This is a genomic window from Streptomyces sp. NPDC001380 (assembly GCF_042895785.1).
In the GTDB taxonomy this organism is placed as follows: Bacteria; Actinomycetota; Actinomycetes; order Streptomycetales; family Streptomycetaceae; genus Peterkaempfera.
In genome coordinates this window covers 43,085-65,847 of sequence record NZ_JBIAWP010000011.1, presented here as the reverse complement: position 1 = coordinate 65,847, position 22,763 = coordinate 43,085, and the positions used below count along the sequence as shown (strand labels likewise).

At 75.3% G+C, this 22,763-nt stretch carries 18 protein-coding genes and 1 tRNA gene; 11 read left to right on the top strand and 8 right to left on the bottom strand.

Annotation, left to right across the window (positions count from 1 at the left end):
- Positions 1-9: 9 nt before the first annotated feature.
- The 3 genes from ACFY07_RS15740 to ACFY07_RS15730 all read right to left on the bottom strand — a co-directional run bounded on the left by ACFY07_RS15740 (position 10) and on the right by ACFY07_RS15730 (position 3,442).
- Positions 10-270 carry a heavy-metal-associated domain-containing protein gene (locus tag ACFY07_RS15740; RefSeq protein ID WP_230652043.1) on the bottom strand — a complete coding sequence of 87 codons (261 nt, stop codon included), beginning with the start codon at positions 268-270 and terminating at the stop codon, positions 10-12.
- Positions 271-643: 373 nt separating this feature from the next.
- Positions 644-1,429, bottom strand: coding sequence for an SGNH/GDSL hydrolase family protein (locus ACFY07_RS15735; RefSeq protein ID WP_230652045.1), 786 nt, complete (start codon positions 1,427-1,429; stop codon positions 644-646).
- A gap of 291 nt (positions 1,430-1,720) precedes the next feature.
- A complete protein-coding gene (locus ACFY07_RS15730; protein ID WP_390869156.1) occupies positions 1,721-3,442 on the bottom strand; it encodes a bifunctional 3'-5' exonuclease/DNA polymerase in 1,722 nt (573 codons plus the stop codon).
- Between the two features lie 216 nt (positions 3,443-3,658).
- On the opposite strand from ACFY07_RS15730, the gene ACFY07_RS15725 reads away from it, so the two are divergent.
- Complete coding sequence (locus ACFY07_RS15725; RefSeq protein WP_390869155.1) at positions 3,659-4,429, top strand: DUF309 domain-containing protein; 771 nt, start codon at positions 3,659-3,661, stop codon at positions 4,427-4,429.
- Between the two features lie 49 nt (positions 4,430-4,478).
- Here ACFY07_RS15725 and ACFY07_RS15720 read toward each other — a convergent pair whose 3' ends face one another.
- Positions 4,479-5,225: a VWA domain-containing protein gene (locus ACFY07_RS15720; protein ID WP_230652049.1), complete on the bottom strand. Its 747-nt coding sequence runs from the start codon at positions 5,223-5,225 to the stop codon at positions 4,479-4,481.
- 569 nt (positions 5,226-5,794) lie between these two features.
- Between ACFY07_RS15720 and ACFY07_RS15715 the strand changes: the two genes are divergently transcribed.
- The 4 genes from ACFY07_RS15715 (at position 5,795) to ACFY07_RS15700 (ending at position 12,302) form a co-directional block, all read left to right on the top strand.
- Positions 5,795-7,411 (top strand): ABC-F family ATP-binding cassette domain-containing protein, encoded by a 1,617-nt coding sequence (locus ACFY07_RS15715; RefSeq protein ID WP_390869154.1) that lies wholly within the window; start codon positions 5,795-5,797, stop codon positions 7,409-7,411.
- A 241-nt stretch (positions 7,412-7,652) separates the two neighbouring features.
- The gene (locus tag ACFY07_RS15710; RefSeq protein WP_390869153.1) at positions 7,653-9,662 is read left to right on the top strand and encodes a M3 family metallopeptidase; all 2,010 of its coding nucleotides are present in this window, start codon (positions 7,653-7,655) and stop codon (positions 9,660-9,662) included.
- A 442-nt stretch (positions 9,663-10,104) separates the two neighbouring features.
- Positions 10,105-10,626 (top strand): DUF485 domain-containing protein, encoded by a 522-nt coding sequence (locus tag ACFY07_RS15705; RefSeq protein ID WP_390869152.1) that lies wholly within the window; start codon positions 10,105-10,107, stop codon positions 10,624-10,626.
- Positions 10,623-12,302, top strand: a complete 1,680-nt coding sequence (locus ACFY07_RS15700; protein WP_390869151.1) for a cation acetate symporter — start codon at positions 10,623-10,625, stop codon at positions 12,300-12,302. The genes ACFY07_RS15705 and ACFY07_RS15700 overlap by 4 nt, the downstream gene beginning before the upstream one ends.
- 76 nt (positions 12,303-12,378) lie before the next feature.
- Here ACFY07_RS15700 and ACFY07_RS15695 read toward each other — a convergent pair whose 3' ends face one another.
- The gene (locus tag ACFY07_RS15695; protein WP_390869150.1) at positions 12,379-13,029 is read right to left on the bottom strand and encodes a TetR/AcrR family transcriptional regulator; all 651 of its coding nucleotides are present in this window, start codon (positions 13,027-13,029) and stop codon (positions 12,379-12,381) included.
- Positions 13,030-13,423: 394 nt separating this feature from the next.
- On the opposite strand from ACFY07_RS15695, the gene ACFY07_RS15690 reads away from it, so the two are divergent.
- The gene (locus tag ACFY07_RS15690; RefSeq protein WP_390869149.1) at positions 13,424-14,092 is read left to right on the top strand and encodes an RNA polymerase sigma factor; all 669 of its coding nucleotides are present in this window, start codon (positions 13,424-13,426) and stop codon (positions 14,090-14,092) included.
- 98 nt (positions 14,093-14,190) lie between these two features.
- The gene (locus ACFY07_RS15685; RefSeq protein WP_390869148.1) at positions 14,191-15,126 is read left to right on the top strand and encodes a hypothetical protein; all 936 of its coding nucleotides are present in this window, start codon (positions 14,191-14,193) and stop codon (positions 15,124-15,126) included.
- Between the two features lie 302 nt (positions 15,127-15,428).
- Here ACFY07_RS15685 and ACFY07_RS15680 read toward each other — a convergent pair whose 3' ends face one another.
- Together ACFY07_RS15680 and ACFY07_RS15675 are read right to left on the bottom strand one after the other, a co-directional pair.
- Entirely contained in the window at positions 15,429-15,845 is a 417-nt protein-coding gene (locus ACFY07_RS15680; RefSeq protein ID WP_390869147.1) for a hypothetical protein, read from the bottom strand.
- Positions 15,846-16,717: 872 nt separating this feature from the next.
- The gene (locus ACFY07_RS15675) at positions 16,718-16,987 is read right to left on the bottom strand and encodes a hypothetical protein (protein ID WP_390869146.1); all 270 of its coding nucleotides are present in this window, start codon (positions 16,985-16,987) and stop codon (positions 16,718-16,720) included.
- A gap of 328 nt (positions 16,988-17,315) precedes the next feature.
- On the opposite strand from ACFY07_RS15675, the gene ACFY07_RS15670 reads away from it, so the two are divergent.
- A complete protein-coding gene (locus tag ACFY07_RS15670; RefSeq protein ID WP_390869273.1) occupies positions 17,316-17,903 on the top strand; it encodes a tyrosine-type recombinase/integrase in 588 nt (195 codons plus the stop codon).
- Here ACFY07_RS15670 and ACFY07_RS15665 read toward each other — a convergent pair.
- Positions 17,862-17,937: transfer RNA gene (locus ACFY07_RS15665), tRNA-Arg, on the bottom strand. The genes ACFY07_RS15670 and ACFY07_RS15665 overlap by 42 nt on opposite strands.
- Positions 17,938-18,490: 553 nt before the next feature.
- Between ACFY07_RS15665 and ACFY07_RS15660 the strand changes: the two genes are divergently transcribed.
- The 3 genes from ACFY07_RS15660 (at position 18,491) to ettA (ending at position 22,632) form a co-directional block, all read left to right on the top strand.
- Positions 18,491-19,030: a single-stranded DNA-binding protein gene (locus ACFY07_RS15660; RefSeq protein WP_390869145.1), complete on the top strand. Its 540-nt coding sequence runs from the start codon at positions 18,491-18,493 to the stop codon at positions 19,028-19,030.
- A 301-nt stretch (positions 19,031-19,331) separates the two neighbouring features.
- Complete coding sequence (locus ACFY07_RS15655; protein WP_390869144.1) at positions 19,332-20,705, top strand: thioester domain-containing protein; 1,374 nt, start codon at positions 19,332-19,334, stop codon at positions 20,703-20,705.
- 262 nt (positions 20,706-20,967) lie between these two features.
- A complete protein-coding gene (gene ettA / locus ACFY07_RS15650) occupies positions 20,968-22,632 on the top strand; it encodes an energy-dependent translational throttle protein EttA (protein WP_230650146.1) in 1,665 nt (554 codons plus the stop codon).
- Positions 22,633-22,763 lie beyond the last annotated feature (131 nt).

The following is a 22,763-nucleotide window of genomic DNA, read 5'->3' as shown; positions in this document are numbered from 1 at the left end:
CCCGGCGGGTCAGGCGCGGCCGACCAGCTCGTAGCCGGCCTCGTCCACGGCGGCGCGCAGCGCGGCCTCGTCCACCGGCTGCTCGGAGGAGACCGTCACCGTGCCCGCCTTGGCGTCGGCCGACACGCCGGTCACGCCGGGCAGGGCGGAGACCTCCTCGCTGATCGACTTCTCGCAGTGGCCGCAGCTCATGCCGGTGACGGTGAAGACGGTGGTGGTGGACATCTCTCGTGCCTCCTGTGGACGGGTCTCTCCGATGGACAACACCATACCCCCCTGGGGTATTCCCGAGCAGGGGGGCCCGGGGTGGATGATGCCGATGAGGCCGAGGGTAGTGAGGTCGCGGAGGTTTGCCCCTTTCGGTCGCCCCCCGGCAGGCCGGGCCGGGCGCAGAACCACCCGCCCAGCCCGCCCAGCCCGCCCCGCCCGCCCCGCGCGGCCCCGCCCGGTCCAGCCCGCCCCGCCCTGCCCCGTCCGGGCCGGCCCCGCCCGCCGGGCCTGCCCGGCGCCGCCGTCGGCCGGGCCCCGGCCTGGCCCCGGCCGGGAACGGCGAAGCGGCCTGCGGGCCGGAGAGTGCTCTCCGGCCCGCAGGCCGCTTCGGGTTTCGGGTCCCGGGTGCCGCCGCCCCGCGGCGGTGGCGGGGTCAGAGGGGCAGCAGGTCGGGCCGCTTCGCCTCAATGTGGTCGCCCGAGGACTCGCCCCGCAGCCGCCGCCCCACCCACGGCACCAGGTGCTCGCGCGCCCACTGGAGGTTCTCCCGGCGCAGCTCCGCCGGGCTGTGCCACTCCGGCGGCGGCCACGCCTCCTCCGGGTCGCGCTCCACCGGCAGCCCGAGCACCTGGGCGGCGCGCAGGGCCACCCGCTGGTGCCCCTCCGGCGACAGGTGCAGCCGGTCCGAGCTCCACGCCCGGCGGTCCTGGACCGACCGCAGCGACCAGAGGTCCAGCACCGCGCAGCCGTGCCGGTCGGCGATGGCCCGCAGATGGGCGTTGTACGTCGCGATCCGGCCGCGCAGCCGGCGCAGCACGGGCATGTCCCGCGTGTCGAAGCCGGTGCAGATCAGCACCGTGCCCGCGGCGGACCGCAGCTGCACCACGGCGGCCTCGAAGGTCTCGGCGATCGCGTCCGGGTCGCTGCCCGGGCGCAGCACGTCGTTGCCCCCGCCGCAGATGCTCACCAGGTCGGGCCGCAGCTCCTGGACCCGGGGCACCTGCTCCTCGACCATCTGCGCGATGAGCCGGCCGCGCACCGCGAGGTTCGCGTACCGGAAGCCCCCGTCCGGGCGGCCGGCGGCCAGCAGCTCGGCCAGCCGGTCGGCCCAGCCCGCGTATCCCGCGCCGTCCGGTCTGGGGTCGTTCAGGCCCTCGGTGAAGCTGTCCCCTACGGCCACGTACGAGGCGATGGTGAAGTTGTCCGATTGATCTGCCACGGCTCCCCATCCTGAACCCGCCCACGTGACCTACGCCACCGTAGGGAGGGGTTGACGAACCGTGACATCCACCACTCGGTCACCGGGAATAGCAGGTCCGGGCGCTGCTCGGCCGCCCCCGCCCCCCGCTGCCGCCCCCCGGCAGTCCCCCGTCCGGCGCCCGGCCACCGGCCCCCGGCCGCCCCGCTCCCGCAGCGGCCCCGGCGTACGGCCCCGCCACCGTCCGCCCCCGCCACCGCCCGCCCCCTCCGCGCCGGCCGCCGGTCCGGCGGCGTCCCGCCCGATCCCCCGTCACTTGGCGTCGGCGTAGCAGTCCACCACCCGCGTCTCCATCGGCATCCGGACCGGCGTGTCCCCGAAGACCAGGGTGCGGGCCTCCTCCGCGGCCGCCGCGACGGCGGCCGCGGCCTCGTCCGCCTGCTGGGTGGGGACGTGCACCACCACCTCGTCGTGCTGGAAGAACACCAGGTGCGGCCGCCCGCCGGTGGCGTCCGGGCCGATCTCCGCCAGCCTGCGGCGCAGCGCGGCGAGCAGGGCGAGCGCCCAGTCGGCGGCGCTGGCCTGGATGACGAAGTTCCGTGTGAAGCGGCCCCGGGCGCGCGCCGCCCGCTCGCCGTCGGAGCCCGCGGCCGGGCTGCCCCCGGGCGGGCCGCCCGTCGGGCCGCCCTCCTCCGGCCCGTCCTCCCCGGCCCGTCCCGCCGACGGCGGCGGGCACACCCGGCCCAGCCGCGAGGCGACCACCCCGCCCTGCTCGCCCGTGCGGGCCGCCGCCTCCACGTACGCCATCGCCGCCGGGAACCGCCGGTTCAGCACGGCCAGCAGCGGCCCCACCTCGCCGCTGGTCTGCCCGTACATCGCGCCCAGCAGGCCCAGTTTGGCCCGGGCGCGGTCACCGCCGAACGCCGTCCGCGCCAGCGCCTCGTACAGGTCGCCCTGCGCGGCCGCCCGCGCCAGGCCCGCGTCCTGCGACACCGCGGCCAGCACCCGCGGCTCCAGCTGCGCCGCGTCGGCCACCACCAGCGACCAGCCCGGGTCGGCGACCACCGCGCCGCGCAGCATCCGCGGGATCTGCAGCGCGCCGCCGCCCCGGCTGGCCCAGCGGCCCGACACCACACCGCCGACCACGTACTCCGGACGGAACCGGCCGCCGCGGGCCCATGCCTCCTGCCACGCCCAGCCGTGCGCGGCGTGGATGCGCGACAGCTCCTTGTAGCGCAGCATCAGCGCCGCCGCCGGGTGGTCGACCCGCTGCAGCACCCAGGAGCGGGTCGACGGCAGGCTGATGCCCTGCTCGGCGAAGGCCCGCAGCACCTGGGCGTGCGAGTCCGGGTTGAAGGGGCGTCCGCCCAGCGCCCGCTGCACCTCGCCGGCCAGCTCCGCCAGCACCCGCGGCCGCACCCCGGGCGGTGTGCGCGGGCCGAGGAGGCGGGTCAGCAGCCGGTCGTGCACGTCCGCCCGCCACGGCAGGCCCTCGTACGTCATCTCCGCCGCGGCCAGCGCCCCGGCGGACTCCGCAGCGCACAGCAGCCGCAGCAGGCCGGGGCGGTCCCCGCGGGCGGCGCGGCGCTGCTGGTCGGCGTGGACCTCGACCACGGCCCGCAGCACGTCCGTCCCCGGCGGCAGCTGGTGGCGGTCGGGCTGGAACAGGCCGGGCTGGCCGTCGTGCGCGGGACCGTCCGGCAGGTCCTCCGGGACCGGCAGGCCGTGCAGCCGGGCCCAGGCGGCGCCCAGCGACCGCGGCGCGCCGTGGCGCCCCTCCCGGCCCAGCAGCAGCGGCTCCACCAGGGACAGGTCGTGGCAGCGGGCGACCCGCAGCGGCAGCAGCCCCGGGTACACGCCGTCGGCCGACGCCCACACCCACCGCGGCCGCTCCCGGGCCTCCGCGGCGGCCACGGCCGCGGCCAGGTCCGGGGCGTGCTCGGGCGGCCCGGCCGGGGTGCCGTCGTCGGCCAGGCGCTGCAGCCGGCCGCCGGGGCCGTCGGGGTCGGCCACGAGCGCGATGCGGGCTGCCATGGGGTCCTTGGGTCCTTCTCCGGGTCAGGGGACGCCCCCGACCATAGCCGCGAGGTCCGACAGCCGGACCCGGCCGGACCGCCGCCGCGCCGCACCCGGTCCCGGCCCCGGTCCCGGCGGCCCCGGTCCTCCGGCCGGGCCCGGTCCTGCGGCCCCTGCCCGCCCGGACCGGCGGCCCGGGCGCGTGCGGCCTGGAGGGGCGGGCACAATCGGGGCATGGACGAAGGCGGGGACGCGGCGTGCCGGCTGGACCGGGTCTGCACCGGGTGCGGACGGTTCCGGGAGGACGGCGCCGCACCCGTCTGCGACCACTGCGGCACCCCCGTGGAGGGGGCCCGCGGACCGTCCGCGGGCGGTGACGACCACCCCCGGCCCGCCCCGGACGCCGGGCCCGCCCCGGACGCAGGGCCCGCCCCGGACCGCGACCGCGACGCCGGCGGCCGCGCCCGCAACGCCCGGCCCCGGGACGGCCTCGGCCGCCCCCTGCCGTACGGCTCCCCGGGCGTGGCCCGGCAGCCGGAGGGCGTGCGGCGCACCCCCGCGGAGACGCTCGCCGAGGCGCAGCGGCTCCTGGACGGCGGCATGCCCTTCCACGCCCACGAGGTGTTCGAGGACGCCTGGAAGGCGTCGGCCGGGCCCGACCGTGGACTGTGGCGCGGCCTCGCCCAGCTGGCGGTGGGGCTTACCCACGCGGCGCGCGGCAACCCGTCCGGCGCGGCGGCTCTGCTCGGCAGGGCCGCCGACGCCCTGGCCCCGTACGGCGCCGACGCGCCCCACGGCGTCCCGGCCGCCGCCCTCGCCGCCTGGGCCCGCCGGGCCGCGGCCGCCGGCGGGACCGCGGACGGCGCCCCGCCCCGCCTGCCCGCGCACCCCGGCGGCGCCCCGGACGCCTCCGGCGCCGGGGAGCGCGCCGCCGCACCCGGCCCCCGGGACCGCCGGCCCCAGGACGGCGCCCGACCGGACGGCATCCGACCGGACGGCACCTGACCGGACGGGACCCCGCCGGACGGGACCCCACCGGACGGCCGGGGCGGCCCTACCGCAGGATCCCCGCGGTCCGGGCCGCGACGAGCCAGTCGGGGAACTCCACCATGAGGCGGTCGTACAGGTCCGTGTCGGAGACGCCCCGCGGATCCGTGCCGGCGCCGAAGTAGCCGGCGTTGTCGACGACCCTCCTGCGGAGGGTGTCCAGGCCGCGGAGGAAGCCCAGGGCGCTGCTCGACCCGAAGCCGACGAACTGCCAGAAGATCGGCAGGGAGGAGGAGGCGCGCAGGAGCCTGCGGGTCCTCCTGCGGTCGAAGGGGTCCCCGTCGGTCTGGAAGATCACGAAGGCCGGGTCGACGGCCCCGCTCTCCCGGTAGTGGTCGATGACGGCCCGCATCGCGGGGACGTAGCGCGTCCCGCCCCAGCCCAGCGACCGGTGCAGGCGGTCGATGCGGCCCCGGTGGTTGTCCAGGCCGATCTCGGCCACGAGGTCGACGCCGGAGGAGAAGAACACGAGCGGGACGACCCCGTCGTCGTCGAGGTTGGCGGAGAGCCCCAGGGCCTGTTCGGCCAGGTGCTGCATGGTGCCGTCGCGGTAGAACCCCTGCATGCTCGCGGAGTGGTCCATGACCAGGTAGACCGCCGCACGCTGCCCGGCGACGCCGCGTTTGGCCAGGGAGACGCCCGCCGCCTTGTAGAGGCTCACGAGCTCCGGTGCCGTGCGCCGGACCTTGTCCAGGCTGACGGCCGCCGGGCCGCCCGCCGGGGCGCCGCCGCCCTTGCCGGGATCGCCGTCCACGTCTTCCTCCCCCCGGGCCGTCCGTCACGGCGAGCCCGCGGAACGCAGGCCGCCCCGGTCGGGCCCGCGCCAGACCCTAGTGGTGCGTGCACGGCAACTCCAGTGCCCGGGGCCTCCGCGGGTGCAGTTGACGGAGCGTCACTTCCTGCCGCCGTTCCGCCCCCGCCGACCGGTGCCGCGGCCGCTCCTCCGCCCCGCCCCGTCTCCCGGAGCCGCGGCCACCGCTCCCGCGGAGGCGCCTCCGGACGGCTGCCGCCCCGGCGCCGGGCCCGCAGAATTCCGTTGCGGTCCCCGCGGCGCCGTGCGACGGTGGAGGCCGTCCGCAGTCGTCGAGAAGGAGCAGGCCGTTGCTCGTCTGAGGCCATGAGACACCGTGCCCCGCGTGAGTCCTCCGCGCGGCATGCGTCCGGCCCAGGCAGCGAGCCGCCCTCCCGCACCCGCCCCCCGTGTCCGTCCCCCGGACCCGGCGCCCCGCGGACGGGTCCCGCACCGCCCCCTGCCGTCCCCGCCGCCGCAGCGGTGTCTCCGCACCACCGCCGAGACCGCCACGCACACCGCCGGGAGACACCTTGGCCACCGCCCGACCCACCACACCCTCGATCCGCTGCTCCGCCCTGGGCTTCGACTGGCCCGACGGCACCCCCGCCCTCGACGGCCTCGACTTCACCGTGGGGGCCGGCCGCACGGGGCTGATCGGCTCCAACGGCTCCGGCAAGTCCACCCTGCTGCGGCTCGTCGCCGGGCAGCTCACCCCCACCCGCGGCACCGTCCGCGTCACGGGCACCCTCGGCCTGCTCCCGCAGGACGTCGTCCTCGATGCGGGCCGCCGCGTCGACGAGGTGCTCGGCATCGCCGCCGCCAGGGCCGCGCTCCACGCGATCGAGGGCGGCGACACCCGCGAGGAGCACTTCACGGCCGTCGGCGACGACTGGGACGTCGAGGAGCGCGCCCACGCCGTCCTCGACCGCCTCGGACTCGGCCGCATCGGCCTGGACCGGCGCATCGGCGAGCTCTCCGGCGGCGAGTCCGTGCTGCTCTGCCTGGCGGCGCAGCTGCTGCGCCGCCCCGACGTCCTGCTTTTGGACGAGCCGACCAACAACCTCGACCTCGACGCCCGGCGGCGGCTCCACGACGCGGTCGCCTCCTGGACCGGGGTGCTGCTGGTCGCCAGCCACCACAGCGGGCTCCTGGGCCTGGTCGACCGGATCGCCGACCTGCGCGACGGAGGTGTCCGCTGGTACGGGGGCGACCTGGAGGCGTACCGGGAGGCCGTGGCCGCCGAGCAGGAGGCGGCGCGGCGCACGGTGCGGGCCGCGGAGTCCGACGTCCGCCGGCAGCGGCGCGAGCTCGCGGAGGCGCGGGTCAGGCTCGACCGCCGGCAGCGGTACGGGCAGAAGATGGAGGACACCAAGCGCGAACCGAAGATCGTGATGGGGGGACGCAAACAGCAGGCCCAGGTGTCCGCGGGCAAGCACCGCGCCCTCCACGACGACCGGCTGGAGCAGGCCCGGGAGCGGCTGGCGGAGGCGGAGGGGGCGGTCCGGGACGACGACACGATCCGGGTGGACCTGCCGGACACCGCGGTCCCGGCCGGGCGCACCGTGCTCACCCTCTCCGGCGTGCGGCTGCGCTGCGGTGCCCTGGCCGACCTGGAGGTGCGCGGCCCGGAGCGGATCGCCCTGACCGGCCGCAACGGCGCGGGCAAGTCCACGCTGCTGCGCACCCTCGCGGGGGAGCTCGCACCCGAGGCGGGCGAGGTCGCGGTCGCGGTGCCGGTGCGGTACCTGCCGCAGCGGCTCGACCTGCTGGACGACGGGCTGACGGTCGCCCGGAACGTCGGCCGCTTCGCCCCGGCCGCCACCGACAACCAGATCCGCGCCCGGCTCGCCCGCTTCCTCTTCCGGGGCGGGCGGGCCGACCTGCCGGCCGGCGCCCTCTCGGGCGGCGAGCGGTTCCGGGCGACCCTGGCGGCCCTGCTGCTGGCCGAGCCCGCCCCGCAGCTCCTGCTGCTGGACGAGCCGACCAACAACCTCGACCTGGACAGCGTCCGGCAGCTCGCCGCCGCCCTGGAGTCGTACCGCGGGGCGCTGGTGGTGGCCTCCCACGACCTGTCGTTCCTGGACGCGATCGGGGCCACCCGCCGGCTGCACCTCGACGGCAGGCTGAAGGAGGCCGGCGGCCCGTGAGGGCCGCACGCCGCCCCGCCGCCCCGCCTCCCCGCCTCCCTGCCTCCTCGTCTGCCTGCGGCCGAACCTGGCTGGCGACCTGGCGGCCTGACGGCCTGACGGCCTGACGGCCTGACGGCCTGACGGCCTGACGGTCCGGCGGACCGGCAGTCCGACGGCTCGACGGCCCGGCGCGCCGTCCCCGCGACAGGGTCCGCGGGGGCGGTGCGGCGGAGCGGTGCGGCGGCGTAGGGTCGCCCGCGTGACGAATCCCCTCCTCAGCCCCAGTCCGCTCCCCTACGAGCTGCCGCCCTTCGCCGAGATCCGGGAGGAGCACTACCTGCCCGCGTTCGAGCGCGGCATGGCCGAGCAGCTCGCCGAGGTCGAGGCCGTCGCGGACAGCCCCGAGCCCCCGACGTTCGAGAACACCGTGGTCGCGCTGGAGCGCTCCGGCGCCCTGCTGCGCCGCGTGGAGAACGTCTTCTTCAACCAGGCGTCCGCCGACACCAACGAGGCCGTGCAGGCCGTCGAGGCCGAGGTCAGCCCCCGGCTCGCCGCCCACAGCGACGCGATCCTCCTCCACCGCGGCCTGTTCGGGCGCGTCGGCGCGCTGTACCGCGACCGCGCCGGCCTGGGCCTCGACCCCGAGTCGCTGCGCCTGCTGGAGCGCTGGCACGACCGCTTCGTGCGGGCCGGCGCCCAGCTCTCCGAGGTCGGCCGGCAGCGCGTGCAGGAGATCAACCAGGAGCTCGCCGCCGCCGCCACCGCCTTCGAACGCAACCTCCTCGCCGCCACCCGGGACGCCGCCCTCGTGGTCGGCACGGCCGAGGAGCTGGCCGGGCTCGCGGAGGACGCCGTCGCCGCCGCCGCGGAGAACGCCCGGGAGCTCGGCCGCGACGGCGCGTACGTGCTCAGTCTGAAGAACTTCTCCAACCAGCCGGAGCTCGCCGTCCTCGACGACCGCGACGTGCGCCGCCGCCTGCTGGAGGCATCGCTCGGCCGCGGCCTGCCCGAGAACGGCGGACTGGCGGTGCGGATGGCGCGGCTGCGCGCCGAGCGGGCCGCCCTGCTCGGTTTCGAGAGCCACGCCGCGTACGAGGTCGCCGACCAGACCGCCGGCAGCACCGGCGCCGTCTCCGACCTGCTGGCCCGGCTGGTGCCCCCGGCCGTCGCCAACGCCGGGCGGGAGGCGGAGGCGCTCTCCGCCCTCGGCGGCGGCGACCTGGAGGCGTGGGACTGGGCGTACTGGTCCGAGAAGGTGCGCAAGGAGCGGTACGACGTCGACGGGGCCGCCATGCGCCCCTACTTCGAGCTGGACCGGGTGCTGCGCGACGGCGTCTTCTTCGCGGCGGAGAAGGTCTACGGCCTGTCCTTCACCGAGCGGCCCGACCTGCGGGGCTACCACCCGGACGTGCGGGTCTGGGAGGTCCTCGAGGAGGACGGCACGCCGCTGGGCCTCTTCCTCGGCGACTTCTTCGCCCGCGCCTCCAAGCGCGGCGGCGCCTGGATGAACGAGCTCGTCTCCCAGTCCCGGCTGCTCGGGCAGCGCCCGGTCGTGGTGAACAACCACAACATCGCCAAGCCCCCGGCGGGCGAGCCCGCACTGCTGACGCTGGACGAGGTCACCACCCTCTTCCACGAGTTCGGCCACGCCCTGCACGGCCTCTTCTCCGACGTGCGCTACCCCCTCTTCTCGGGGACGAACGTGCCGCGCGACTTCGTCGAGTACCCCTCCCAGGTCAACGAGATGTGGGCGCTGTGGCCGGAGGTGCTCGCGAACTACGCCCGCCACCACGCGACCGGCGAGCCGATGCCGGCCGCGCTGGTGGAGCGGATGCAGGAGGCGGAGCGGTTCGGACAGGGCTTCCGCACGGTGGAGTACCTGGCCGCGACCCTCCTGGACTGGGCCTGGCACACCCTGCCGGCCGGGACCGACCCGGGGGACGCGGAGGCGTTCGAGGCGGCCGCGCTGGAGAAGGCGGGCGTCGCGGTGCCGGCGGTCCCGCCGCGCTACCGCTCCGGCTACTTCGCGCACATCTTCGCCGGCGGCTACGCGGCCGGGTACTACTCCTACGTCTGGAGCGAGGTCCTGGACGCGGACACCGTCGAGTGGTTCCGGGAGAACGGCGGCATGCGGCGGGAGAACGGCGACGCCTTCCGGCGCGCGCTGCTCTCCCGCGGCGGCGCCACCGACCCGCTCGAGGCGTTCCGGGCGTTCCGCGGCCGGGCGCCGGAGACCGGTCCGCTGCTGGTGAGGCGCGGACTGGCCTGACCCCGGCCCTCTCCCGGACCCGCCCCCGGATCCCGTTTCCCGCACCCCCGACCCCCGATCCCCGCCGCCGGTCCTCCGGCGGCCACGGCGCCCCGGACACCCGCGTGTCCGGGGCGCCTGCCGTTCCGGGGGTGTTCGCCGTGTCGGGGCGCCTGCCGTGCGCGGGGTGCCCCATGTGTCCGGATCGTGGCGGACACGCCGCGGTCGGGGACACCTCGTGGCAGGAGTGTGCATTCACTCGACACATGTCTAGTCAGTGGGCCGGGGGCTGGCTACGCTGGCGCACCCACCCGCCTGCCGGGGCCCGGTACCGGGCCGCCCCGCGTGCGACCGTCCGCCCGGCCGCCCACCCGTCCTCCGTCCCGCACCCGTCCGCACCGGCCGGTACCGCGGGCGCCCGGCGGCAGGAGACCCACCCTCATCCGTCCCGAGGAACGCCCCCATGCCAGCCATGCAGCCCCCGCCCCGCCGCACGGCGGCCGGTCCGCCCCGCCGCCCGCCGCGCCGTGCGCAGGCCCCCGCCCCCGGCACGCAGGCACCCGGCCTCCACCTCCGGGCCGCAGGCCTCCACCCCCAGGCCCCCGAGCCCGCCGCGCCCTCCCTCGCGCCGGTCCGCACGGCCGCCCGCCGCCTCAACCGGCGCTTCGCCGCCGCCAACGCCGCCTGCTTCGCCGTCACGGTGCTCCTCGCCTGCACCTCCGGGGACCTCCTCGCCACCGAGGTCGCCGGACGCGTCAACCTGGGCATGGCGCTCGGCCTCCTCCAGGGCGCCCTGCTGCTGTGGACCGCCGCCCGCTTCGACCGGCGCTCCGAGCACCTCTGCGACCGCCGGGCCGACGCGCTGCGCGCCCACTGGGAGGCGCAGGCCGGGGCCGAGGCGGATGCGGAGGCCCGGACCCAGGCCCCGTCCCGCCCCCGGGCCGGACACGGCCACCGGTACCGCAGCCACGGAGCCGCCCGATGACGACAGCCCTCCCGCCGTCCCCCGCCGGGGCGCTCCCCCTCGCCGCCGCCCCGCACGCCGCCGCCCCGCACGCCGTCCTCGGCGAGAGCACCCAGACGATGGTGCTCATCTCCTTCATGATCTTCGTCGGCCTCGCCCTGCTCCTCTGCGTCTTCGCCGGCCCCGACCGCGACGAGGTCGCCGACTTCTACACCGCCAACCGCACCCTGACACCGCTGCAGAACGCCCTCGCGCTCTCCGGCGACTACATCTCCGCCGCCACCGTGCTCGGCACCACCGGCATCGTCGCCCTCTCCGGCTACGACGGCTTCGCCCTCGCCTTCAGCACCGTCCTCGCCCTCGGCGTGCTGCTGCTGCTCGCCCGGCCGATGCGCAACGCCGGGCGCTACACCCTCGGCGACATCTTCGCCATCCGCGCCTCCGGCGGCGCCCCCCGCACCGCCGCCGCCGTCGCCACCCTCGCCGTCTCGCTGCCCTTCCTCGTGGTGCAGCTGTCCGGCGCCGGCTCCGCCACCGCCCTGCTGCTCGGCCTCACCAGCGACGGCGCCCAGCAGACCTGCACCGCGCTCATCGGCGCCCTGATGGTCTGCTACACCGTGCTCGGCGGCATGCGGGGCACCAGCCTCGTCCAGATCGTCAAGGTCGTCCTCACCTTCGGCACCGTCGTCGCGGTCGCCGTCTCGGTCCTCCACCACTTCGACTGGCACCCCGGCGCCCTGCTGGACGCCGCCGCCAGGGGCAGCGGGCAGGGCGACGCCTACCTCCGCCCCGGCCTGCAGCTCGGCCACACCGCGGAGGGCCGCCTCAACTTCATCGGACTGCAGCTCACGGTCGTCCTCGGCGCCGCCTGCATGCCCCACATGATCATGCGGGTCAACGCCGCCCCCGACGGCGCCGCCGCCCGCCGCTCCACCCGTCACGCCGTCGCCATGGTCGGCCTCTTCTGCCTGGTCGTCGTCGTCCTCGGCCTCGGCGCCGCCGCCATGGTCGGCGACCGGGTCATCGCCGCCGTCAACCCCAACGGCCAGGGCGCCCTGCTGCTCCTCGCCGGCACCGTCGAGGGCGGCACCGCCACCACGGCCGGCGGCGTCCTGTTCACGGCGGTCGCCTGCTCGGTCTTCGTGACCGTGCTGGCCGTCGTCGCCGGCATCACCCTGACCGCCGCCGCCACCCTCGCCCACGACGTCCATGCCCACGCCGTGCACCGCGGCCGCCTCACCCAGAAGCGCGAGGTGCGGGCCGTCCGCTGGTCGGTCCTCCTCTTCGGCGCGCTCGGCATCGTGCTCTCCATGGCGGCGCAGGGGTACAACGTGCAGTTCCTGTCGTCGCTGGCGGTCGCGGTCGCCGCCTCCGCCGTGCTGCCGGCGCTCGTGTACTCCCTCTTCTGGGCGCGGTTCAACCGCACCGGCCTGCTGTGGAGCGTCTACGGCGGCGTCCTGCTCTCCGTCGGCCTGCAGGCCTGCTCGCCCACCGTGTCCGGCAGCCCCTTCGCGCTCTTCCCGCAGAGCGACTTCGCCTGGTTCCCGCTGCAGACGCCGGGACTGGTCTCGGTGCCCGCGGCGTTCCTGCTCGGCTGGGCCGGAAGCGTCTGCGGCGCGCGCCGCCCCGCCCCGGCCGGGGAGCCCTCCTACGCCGCCGCGGAGGCCCGCATCCTCACCGGCGTCGGATCCGAGTAGGACCCGCCGCCGGCACGGTGGCGGTCTGCACGGCGCCGGTCTGCACGGCGCCGGTCTGCACGGCGCCCGCCGTTTCTCAGGCCCTGGGCCCGGACCCGTCCGGGCCCAGGGTGGCGTGCCAGCTCGCCGACATCACGTCCAGCAGCAGCTCCCGGTCCGTGCGCCAGGTGCCCTGCACCGCCGTGTCCATGGCCACCTGGTGCAGCTGGCGCACCAGCAGCTGCAGGCGCAGCTGCGCCTCCGTGCGGGCCGCGCCCTCGAACCGGTCCAGGTAGCCGGACATGGTCTCGACCAGCCGCTCGATCGACTCCGACCGGCGCTCGGCGACCATCCGCTCGACCGCGCCCGCCTCGTTCAGGGCGGCCAGCAGTCCGGCGTGCGACTCGTACCAGTGCAGTGCCTCGTCCATCCAGCGCCGCAGCCCCTCCCGCGAGCCGACGGCCTGCTCCAGCGCCGTGTACCAGCCGCGGTCCGAGGGCGTCACCTGCTCCAGCAGCGCCGCGGCGGCCTCGGCCTTCGAGCGGAAGTGGAGGTAGAACGTCGCCCGGCTCGTCCCGGCCCGGCCCACGATCTCGTCGACCGTCGCCGCCGCGTAGTCCTCCTCCTCCAGCACCTCCCGCACCGCGGCGAGCAGCCGCTTGCGGGTCAGCTCCCGGTACTCGGTGCGCAGTGAGGACGGCCGGCCGGCGGACCGCCGTGCGGATCCGGCGGCGGCTGAAGAGGTCACGCGCCCACCCTATCCCGGTCCGCCGGGCCGGCGGCCTGCCCGGTCGTGCCGCCTGCCGGGTCGGTCGTGCCGGCCGTCGTACCGGTCGTCGTACCGGTCGGGGGCGGCTCCGTCCGTGGCGTGCGCGGGACGGCGCCGGTCCGCCGCACCGGCTGCGGCGCGGCCCGTCCCGCGCCGATGCCGCAGCAGGTACCGGGCCGCCCCCGACGCGGACCCGTCCGGACGGCTCCGGCCGCCGGCCGCCGGAACCCGGCTCCCCGGCCCCGGCCCCGGCCCCGGCCGGTGGCCGTCCCCGGCCCGGCACCGGTGTACTGCCCTGCGGCGCGAACGCTCCCGGGGCCGGACGACAAGTACAGGACGAGACCGCCGCCCGGCGGTCGGAGACGGAGACTCCGTGGAACCGGACCACGACGGTCGGCGCGGCCGCGCCGACGACCGCGCCGCCGACCACGCCGAGGCCCAGGCCGACGCGGGTGCCGACACCGATGCCGACGCCGACGAGCGCCGCAGCGACGCCCAGCTGACCCGGGCGGCGTCCGACGCGGCGGCGTTCGCCCCGCTCGTCGAGCGGTACTCGGCCGCCCTGCACGGCTACTTCGCACGGCGCGCCCCCGCTGCCGCCGACGACCTGCTGTCCGAGGTGTGGCTGCAGGCGTTCGCGGCCCGGCGCACCTTCGACGTCTCGCGCGGGTCGGCCCGGGTCTGGCTCTTCGGGGTCGCCCGCAACGTCCTGGCCGGGCACATCCGGCGCGCCGGACGCGACGGGGGCGCGCCCGCACCCGCGCCCAGCGACCCGTGGCAGGCCGTGGACCAGCGGCTCGACGCCGCGGCCCTGGCCCCCGCACTCCACCGGGCCCTGGCCGAACTCCCCGCGGACGAGCGGGAACTGGTGCTGCTCGTCGCCTGGGAGGAGCTGACGCCGACCGAGGCCGCCGCCGTCGTCGGCGTCCCCGCCGGCACGGCCCGCTCGCGCCTGCACCGGGCCCGGAACCGAATGCGCGAACGCCTCGCGTCCTCCCGTCCGGCACCCCTGGGCCTCACGGCGGTCGGAGACCGGGCATGAACGGCAGCCATCCCCGAAGCCGCCCCCGCACCCGCGGCACGGCACCCGTGGCCCCCGCGCACGACGCATCCCCTCCCCACCGCACGGAAGGAATCGGCATGACCGACCGACAGGCACTCCTCGACTTCCCGGGCGCCGAGGCACTCCGCGCCGCGGGCCGCGTCGAGCCCCCGTCCGCGCGGACTCTCGCCCGGGCGGCCGCGGCGGTCGACGCCGCGATCAGGGACGAGGCCGCGACCGGCGGCGGGAGCGCGGCGCAGGAGCGGGCCGGCGTCGTCCCGTTCCGCCGCCGCCGGCTCGTCACCGGCCGGCGGGCCGTGGCGACGGTCCTCGCGGCGGCCGCGGTCGCCGCCGGTGCGGCGGTGTACGCCGACCCCGGTGCGGGAGCGTCCGCCGGACGGGCCCCGGGGCAGGCCCGGGCCGCCACCGCCGCGACGTTCCTCGAGGACACCGCGAAGGTGGCCGCCGCCCTGCCGGCCTCCTCCGGGCGGTACTGGAGGATGCACCTGAGGACCGCGGCCCCGGGCGGCGGGTCGAGGACCTTCGACGAGTACGTGTCGCGGTCCATGCACTACTCCGTCGTCGCCCGCGGCCACACCTTCACCAAGCCTCAGCCCGGCGTCTGGAAGCTGGGCCCGAGGAGCTTCGGGTGGAAGGGCCTGGACGCCCTGCCCGCCGACCCGGCGGCCCTCCTCAAGATCATGAACAGTTCCCGGGAGTACGCGGGCCAGAGCGCCTTCATCCAGGCCGGCACCCTCCTCGGCGGCGCCCCCTCCAGCCCCGGGCTCCGCGCCGCCCTGTACGGCGCCCTCGCCAGGATGGACGGGGTCAAGCTCGTCGGCCCCGCCAGGGACAGCGCCGGCCGCAAGGGGACCGAGCTGGTCTTCAGCGGCGTCGCGAGCACCGACTACCTGATCATCGACCCCCGGACCAGCGCGCTCCTGGAGACCCGCAGCGTCACCACCAAGGGCCGCCCCGACCCCGTCGACCGCACCACCTACCTCTCCGTCGGCCCCGCCGACCGCATCGGCTGACCACCCCCGGCGGCGCCCCGCCGCCCGCACGCGTCGACGACCGCCGAGGGGCCCCAGGCGGTCTCGGGCGGTGTCGGTACGGGCGAGGCGGGCGCCACAGGAACGGCACCGGAGGAGGAAGGCGGCCGGCATGCCGCCCCGGTCCGGGGCGGCATGCCGGCGGTCGACCATCCGGGCGGCCACCCCGTGGTCCTCTGCCCCCACACCGGTGATCAGCGTGGCCGCTGCCACCCCCGGATCGGACCTCCACCGCCACGACCGCGACCTGCTGCGGCCGGAGTCCCCGACGGGTGCGGGCCCTGTCAGGCAGAGCCGCCGATCTCCCGGTCTGCGGCAGCGATCTGGTCGTGGAAGCGCCTGTGGACCCAGTGACGCTCTCCGAGGAGTTCGATCTCCCCCCATCGTCCGGACACCGGGCCGAGCCGGGTGGCGCGCGGCATCGTGGCCGCCAGGCGCTGCGGGCGGGCGCCGCCGGACAGTTTGCTGCTGTCCAGCACGTGGATGGCGTCCTGGGTGACCGCCACGCACCGGTACGTGTTCCAGAACATCGTCAGGCCGGTCAGATAGGTGAGGACGAAGAAGAAGAAGTTCGGCGCGCTCTGGCAGATGAACGCCTGCCGTACCTCGCTTCCAGCGGGCAGAAGGGCTGTCGAGCGGTGCACCAGGTCCTGCCGCGGTCCGAGAGGACGCCGGTCGCTCCCGTCGAGCCCGTCGGTCATGGGTGTCCCCTTCCCTCCCGCGTGCCTCCCCGGATGCCGCGAGACGGCCGCGTCGCCGGGGCGCGTCGCGTACGTGTGAGCCGGCGGTCCGCCGTCCGAACACCATATGACCTTGTGTCAGGTCGAGACCCACGGCTGGAGCATCGGCTGCCGTACAGCGGAGGCCGGGAATGTGGGGAACCAGCCGCCATGCAGGGCGGTGAAGCCCGGCTCTGCGCAGATCACGGGGCCGCTTGTGCGGCATGCTGCTTCTTCGCTGTCGCCGGTGCAGGTGGGGCAGGTAGGGCAGGTCAGCAGTGGAGAGGCCGGCCGCGGTCTGGCAGCTGGCGCGCGGGATATGAGCCGCTGATCACCGCATGAGTCGCTCCTGGGCACCATCGGAGAGCCAACCCGGCCGAGCCGGCCCTGCCGGACCGCCCAGAAGCGTTGGTCCGGCGCCGTCAGGCGTAATTTTGGCATTCATCTTCTGCCCTCGATCATGAGAAAAATCCACGCTGAAAACGTACCTCCGGACTGCGGCCGGGCCTTCCTCGGCAACCTGCGTCAGTTGGCGGAGAAGGAGCGGACCGAGCAGCCATGGATGCTCCCGCACGGGCGTTGATACGCTCTTTGGCCAGCGGCCTGTTCAGGCTGGGGTCGAGCACGGGCAGGGGGCTCTCGCAGTCCCACTTCTTGTCCGGAGTCTTGGCGATCTGGGTTCTTCCTGGTCATGGGTAGTGGGTCCGTGGGCCTGGTCGTCGTTTGTGGTCCTTGGCCGCTGTCGAGCGACCTCGGACGGCCCAGGGGCGGCCCAGCCGGGCGGCCTCGGGTTTCGGTCGCCTCGCTTTGTCAGCGGGGGCGGCAGCACAACCAGCCCCGCTCCGTGCCGCGGATCACTGCTTCTCCAAGGAGACCTTGAGAGCTCGCGTAGTCCTGCGGGGACGGAGCGCTCTGAAGGCCCGTTTCATGGCCTTCACGAACCCTTCGAACAGCACGTCGCCGATCAGGCCGAAGATGAGCCATGCAATACCGCGAGAGATGGCGCCCACAATAGCGCCGACTATCTCTTCCACCAGGCATCCCAGGGCCCAAGGCGGATGACGTTGCACGCGGGCGTTGGCGCGATCTTTTGCCGGTGGCCTGCCTGGGCTGGGATCGAGCATGATCAGGGGCCGTACGCCTGTTGGCAACTCGGGCAGGTCCTGGGCCTGCCCGCAATGTGTCCGAGTGGCCTCCTGGTCGCGCTTGACGCGGGTCCCGGACCTGGCAGGTGCCCAAAGATCGTGTCGGCGTCCGCGTCAGCCCCGCCGGCCTTCCCTCGTCTGCGGGGCGCGCGGGCGGCCGCCGGAGCGGCACGGAGGCAGGAGCGACGGCGGGCGGACCGGCGCGCGCCGCGCCGCGCTGTGCGCGGTGCCTTGAACCCGTGGAGAAGGTTGTTGTTCAGCTGCTCATGGATGCCGGTTCCGGCTGCTGCGCTCGGGTCTTCTCGTCATGGTGCAGCGCGACTCTGACGGTCCGGCCGTTCGTATGGCTGAGCACGTCCATACGGTTGGAGAAAGCTTCGACCAGGGTGAGGTCTCTGCCACGGGTGGAGCCGTCGCCGGCTTGGCGGGCGTGGGGGATGCCGAGGGCTCCGCCGTTGTCGGAGACTGCCGGCGACCGGTGGCAGGACCGGGCCCGGTCTTCGCGACGGCGAACGGCACGCCGATCGAGCCGCGGAACCTCAACCGCCGCGGGTGCGGCGTCCGCGAGCGGGCCGGCCGGACCGCCCGGTTCCACGGCCTCCGGCACACCGGCGTCACGCTGCTGCTCGGTCTCGGTGCCCCGCCGCACGTGGTCCGCGACATCGTCGGGCACAGTGCCCTGGACGTGACGATGAACATCTGCGCTCATGTCGGCCTGTCGGAGGAGCGCGCGGCGCCCGACCGGCTGGTTGGTCTCCTCGACGGGCGACCCCGTTGCCGTCGGCACTGCCGCCAGAACGCACCGGCGCCCCTGAACCGATCATCGGTCCGGGACGTTCGTCCTGCTGAGAGGTGGCGCCCCCGGCAGGACTCGAACCTGCGACCAAGTGCTTAGAAGGCACCTGCTCTATCCGCTGAGCTACGGGGGCCGGACAGGAGCCGGACGGGCTGCCGTGAGCGGCGCGGGTGCGGCACGCGGCGGCGGTGGCCGGTCCCGGGCGGATGCGCGGTGCACGGGGCGGGCCGTTGTCCTGTCGGGGACAGGATAAGGGTGTCCGGGGTGTCTCCCTGGTGTTCCACGGGTGCGCCGTGCGGTGCGGCGCGGGTGAAGCGGTCCGATAATCGCAGGTGGGCGGCGGGTGCGCATCGGTATTGGCGGGCGTCCCGCCGGACGTTGTGCACTCGTTACGGCCCTGCGGCCCCACCCGTTATGGACCCGGTGGGTATCGGGGGGAGGTGTCCTTTTCGTCCGCACAGGGGATCCGGGCTGGTGGGGGGCGTGGCGTCCGGAGAGGGGAATGGCGGGCAAAGAATTGTCATGCACTCAGCGGAATGGTCAACGGGAAGGGGGAAAACCCACTCGCCCGAGGGATCGGAGTTTTCCCCATGCCGCGGTTGTCCACAGGTTTCCGGGGGCGGCTGGTGCGGGTGCTCCGGTCGGCGGCACTCTCGCCACAACGCAACCAACGACGGGGAGTGTCCGTGAACGAGACCCTGGTGACGATCGTCGGCAACGCCGCCACCGGCGTCCGCTACTCCACCACGTCTGCCGGAGTGCCGCTCGCCAGCTTCCGGCTCGCCTCCACCGAGCGCCGCTACGACCGGCAGCGGGGCTCCTGGGTGGACGGTGAGACCAGCTTCGTGACGGTGTGGGCATGGCGGTGGATGGCCGAGAACGTGGTGAGCTCGGTGAGCAAGGGCGATCCGCTGGTCGTGACCGGCAAGATGCGGGTGCGCGACCGCGAGCAGGACGGGAAGCGGACGATCACGGTCGATGTCGACGCCTGGGCCCTGGGTCACGACCTGGCGCGCGGCACCTCCGCCTTCCGGCGGGCGGTGCGGGCCCGGCCGGAGGCGGCGGGAGGTCCGGCCTGGGGGCAGTCCGAGGTCGTCGGCGGCGCCGGCGGCACCGGTGGCGCCGGCGCCGGCGGGGTCGAAGGGGTCGGTGGCGTCGCTCACGGAGACGGCGCAGCCCGTGGCGGCGGTGCCGTGGCCCGTGAGCGGGTGGCCGCCCCGGTCTGACCGGCCCGGCGCGGTGGCCGTGTCGCCGGCCGGGGAGGGTCGCCGCCGGTGCCCGGATTTGCTGACTTGTCGACAGTCTCCGCTGGTTGAAGGGGGTTTGGTAACAGAAGCGAAACGGGATCGTCCTGGTTCCGTACGGGGGTTTAAGGCCCGTTCTGGATCAATAGGATGCCTCGGGTAAGGAACGGCCGCGCTGGGGGGCTGCGGCAGTGTGCGGTGTCGCGCCGTCGTGCGCGACCGCTCGGAGGAGACATCTATGTTCCGTGTTCGCGGGCGGGTCATACCCCGCGTATCAACTGTCATGCTCGCGTCGAGCGTGCTCGTCGTCGGCGGTCTCGCCGCGGCCGGGTCCGCTGCCGCTGAGGACGGCTCGGGTGACGCCGGCGCCACCGCCACCCTGGAGCAGCAGCTCTACCACGGGGGTCCCGTGGTGGTCGACGGCAGCGAGCGGGTGGCCGGCGGGCTCTTCACGCTCGACACCGGCAAGGGCAGCGTCTACACCTACTGCATCGACTTCGGCCACTACACCAAGGACGGCGCGAAGTACCAGGAGGCCGGCTGGGACGCCACCTCCCTGGCCAACAACCCGAACGCCGGCCGGATCAAGTGGATCCTGGAGAACTCCTACCCGGCCAAGGGCGTCGCCGAGCTGCCGGTCAAGGGCCTCAACGAGGACCAGGCCGCCGCCGGCACCCAGGCCGCGATCTGGCACTTCTCCGACGGCAAGGACGCCGTGCCGAAGGACCCGGCCGCGGCCAGGCTCACCACGTACCTGGAGGAGAACGCCGCGGTCCAGGAGGAGCCCAAGCCCTCCCTGGAGCTGACGCCCGACGCCGTCTCCGGCAAGAGCGGCGACCTCATCGGCCCGGTCAACGTCTCCGCCAACGCCACCGTGCAGCTCCGGCTGGACGACGCCGCCGCCAAGTCCGGCGTCAAGCTGGTCGACCGGGACGGCAGGCCGGTGACCGAGGCGTCCAACGGCAGCGCCGTGTACTTCTCCGTCCCGGCCGGTGCCGCCCCCGGCACCGCGACCCTCACGGCCTCCGCCACCACCGAGGTGCCGGTCGGCCGCGCGTTCACCAGCCTCGGCTACACCCCGCAGCAGCACAGCCAGACGATGATCCTCGCCGGTTCCGGCAAGGTCGACGTCTCCGACACCGCCACCGCGACCTGGGCCCGCAAGGGCGCCATCCCGGCCGCCGAGGCCCGCGAGTACTGCCAGAGCGGCAAGGTCGTCGTCACCGTCTCCAACAACGGCGACGAGGACTTCACCGGCACCGTCTCCGGCCGGCCCGTCACCGTGCACCCGGGCGGCAAGCAGGAGGTCGCCGTCCCGGTCGCCGAGGACGCGCACTACGCGATCGAGGTCAAGGGCTCCAACGGCTTCTCGAAGACCTTCGAGGGCGTCCTGGACTGCCGGACCAGCAGCAGCACCGGCGGCGGCACCGCGGGCGGCACCGCCCCGAGCGCCTCGCCGAGCCCGGCCCCGAGCAGCAGCGCCACGGGCGGCACCACCGGCACCGCGGGCGGCAGCACCACCGGCGCCACCACCGGGGGCGGCCTGGCCGAGACCGGCAGCAGCAGCGCCACCCCCGTGATCGCCGGCGTGGCCGCGGTCCTCGTGGTCGTCGGCGGCGGCGTGGTCTTCTTCCTCCGCAGGCGCCGCTCCTCCTGATCACGGATTCCGCCGATCACGGATTCCACCGGTCCCGGATCCCGCTGGTCCCGGACCGCCCCGGAGCGGCACCGCCCGGCTTTCGGCCGCCCCGCCGGGGCGGTCACGCCGGACCGGCGGCGCCGCCCGGAGCAGCACCGCACCGGACCCGGTCCCCGTCCGCGGGGGCCGGGTCCCGGCATGCGGGGCGGCGCTCCCGGGTGCGGCACAATGGAGGGTCGTAACCCCGTAAGCCATTCCCGACGACGCCGGAGCGATTTCCTTGGCTGAGTTCATCTACACCATGCGCAAGGTGCGCAAGGCGCACGGCGACAAGGTCATCCTTGACGACGTGACGCTGAGCTTCCTTCCGGGAGCGAAGATCGGCGTCGTGGGCCCCAACGGCGCCGGCAAGTCCACCGTGCTGAAGATGATGGCGGGCCTGGACCATCCGTCCAACGGCGACGCCTTCCTCTCGCCCGGCTACACCGTGGGCATGCTCCTCCAGGAGCCCCCGCTCGACGAGTCGAAGACCGTGCTGGAGAACGTCCAGGACGGCGTCCGCGAGACCAAGGCCAAGCTCGACCGGTTCAACGAGATCGCCGAGCTCATGGCCACCGACTACTCCGACGAGCTCCTCGACGAGATGGGGAAGCTCCAGGAGCAGCTGGACCACGCCAACGCCTGGGACCTCGACGCCCAGCTGGAGCAGGCCATGGACGCCCTGGGCTGTCCGCCCGGCGACTGGCAGGTCACCAACCTCTCCGGCGGCGAGCGCCGCCGCGTGGCGCTGTGCAAGCTGCTGCTGGAGGCCCCCGACCTGCTGCTGCTCGACGAGCCCACCAACCACCTGGACGCCGAGTCCGTGCAGTGGCTGGAGCAGCACCTGGAGAAGTACGCCGGCACCGTCGTCGCGGTCACCCACGACCGGTACTTCCTCGACAACGTCGCCGAGTGGATCCTGGAGCTGGACCGCGGCCGCGCCTACCCGTACGAGGGCAACTACTCCACGTACCTGGAGACCAAGCAGGCCCGCCTCAAGGTCGAGGGCCAGAAGGACGCCAAGCGCGCCAAGCGGCTCAAGGAGGAGCTGGACTGGGTCCGCTCCAACGCCAAGGGCCGCCAGGCCAAGTCCAAGGCCCGCCTCGCCCGGTACGAGGAGATGGCGGCCGAGGCCGAGAAGATGCGGAAGCTGGACTTCGAGGAGATCCAGATCCCGCCGGGCCCGCGTCTGGGCAGCATCGTGGTCGAGGTCAAGAACCTCCACAAGTCGTTCGGCGACAAGGTGCTCATCGACGACCTGTCGTTCACCCTGCCCCGCAACGGCATCGTCGGCGTGATCGGCCCCAACGGCGCCGGCAAGACCACGCTCTTCAAGATGATCACCGGCGACGAGAAGCCCGACTCCGGCGAGATCAAGGTCGGCGAGACCGTCAAGATCTCGTACGTCGACCAGAACCGCGGCGGCATCGACCCCAAGAAGACGCTGTGGGCCGTCGTCTCCGACGAGCTGGACTACATCAACGTCGGCCAGGTCGAGATGCCCTCGCGGGCCTACGTCTCCGCCTTCGGCTTCAAGGGCCCGGACCAGCAGAAGCCGGCCGGCGTCCTCTCCGGCGGCGAGCGGAACCGCCTCAACCTCGCGCTCACCCTCAAGCAGGGCGGCAACCTGCTGCTCCTCGACGAGCCGACCAACGACCTCGACGTCGAGACCCTCTCCTCGCTGGAGAACGCGCTGCTGGACTTCCCCGGCTGCGCCGTCGTGGTCTCCCACGACCGCTGGTTCCTGGACCGGGTCGCCACCCACATCCTCGCCTACGAGGGCGAGAGCAAGTGGTTCTGGTTCGAGGGCAACTTCGAGTCGTACGAGAAGAACAAGGTCGACCGGCTCGGCGCCGAGGCCGCCCGGCCGCACCGCGCCACCTACAAGAAGCTCACCCGCGGCTGAGACGCCGCACCAGGCCGCCGGGCCCGCGGGACACCGCGGGCCCGGCGGCACCCGGCCCGGGGGGGCCCCCCGGGGGCGGGCCCCCCGGGCGGGGGCCCGGGGGGGGGGGGGCGCCCGGGGGCCCGGGCGGC